This window comes from Sandarakinorhabdus sp. (assembly GCF_032115815.1).
In the GTDB taxonomy this organism is placed as follows: Bacteria; Pseudomonadota; Alphaproteobacteria; order Sphingomonadales; family Sphingomonadaceae; genus Sandarakinorhabdus.
In genome coordinates, this window is the sequence record NZ_JAUMBI010000242.1 from 1 (window position 1) to 855 (window position 855).

The 855-nt window shown below is 64.7% G+C and carries 1 protein-coding gene; it reads right to left on the reverse strand.

Annotated elements, in window-relative coordinates:
- The coding region (locus tag RT662_RS13750; protein ID WP_313671261.1) for a UTP--glucose-1-phosphate uridylyltransferase at nt 1-852 on the reverse strand (852 nt) is incomplete at its 3' end.
- Between the last annotated feature and the right edge of the window lie 3 nt (nt 853-855).

The following is an 855-nucleotide window of genomic DNA, read 5'->3' on the forward strand; positions in this document are numbered from 1 at the left end:
CCATTCGCGTACGGCCGGGCCAACATCGTCCCGTTCCAGCGCCAGCGCGATGTTGGCCGTCACATGCCCGGCCTTGTCGCCGCAATCAAAGCGGGTGCCGGTAAAGGTGAGGGCATGGAACGGCTGTATGCCGATCATTTCGGCCATCGCATCGGTGAGCTGGATTTCGTTGCCGGCCCCGCGCTTTCCGGCCGCCAGCACGTCGATCACCTCAGGCTGCAGGATATAGCGGCCGATGGCAGCAAGTCGTGACGGGGCGGTGCCCTGCTTCGGTTTCTCCACCAGGCCCTTCACCTCGGTGATTAGGCCATCGACGGCGCCGGGCGAGACGATGCCATAACGATGGGTGTGTTCTTCCGGCACTTCCAGCACGGAAATGATGTTGCCGCCCAGCTGCAGATACGCCTCGTGCATTTCCTTCAGCGCCGGGTTGGCCGGGTTCCACAGCAGTTCATCGGGCAGCAGCACGGCAAAGGCCTCACGCCCCACGACATGGCGGGCGCACCACACGGCATGGCCAAGGCCGGCCGGTTCCTGCTGGCGCACGAAGATCATGCGACCTGGCTCGATCTGGGTGGCTTCCAGCACCGCGAGTTCCGCCGTCTTGCCCTTGGCCTTCAGGCTGTCCACCAGTTCCTGGGCGATATCGAAATAATCCTCCAGCGCGCCCTTGCCGCGCGCGGTGACGAACACCAACCGCTCGATACCGGCGGCCAGCGCTTCGTCCGCCGCATATTGCAGCAGCGGCTTGTCCACGACCGGCAGCATTTCCTTGGGCATGGCCTTGGTGGCCGGCAGGAACCGCGTGCCCTGGCCGCCCACAGGGAAAACGGCGGTCTTGACTGGCTTGATCGA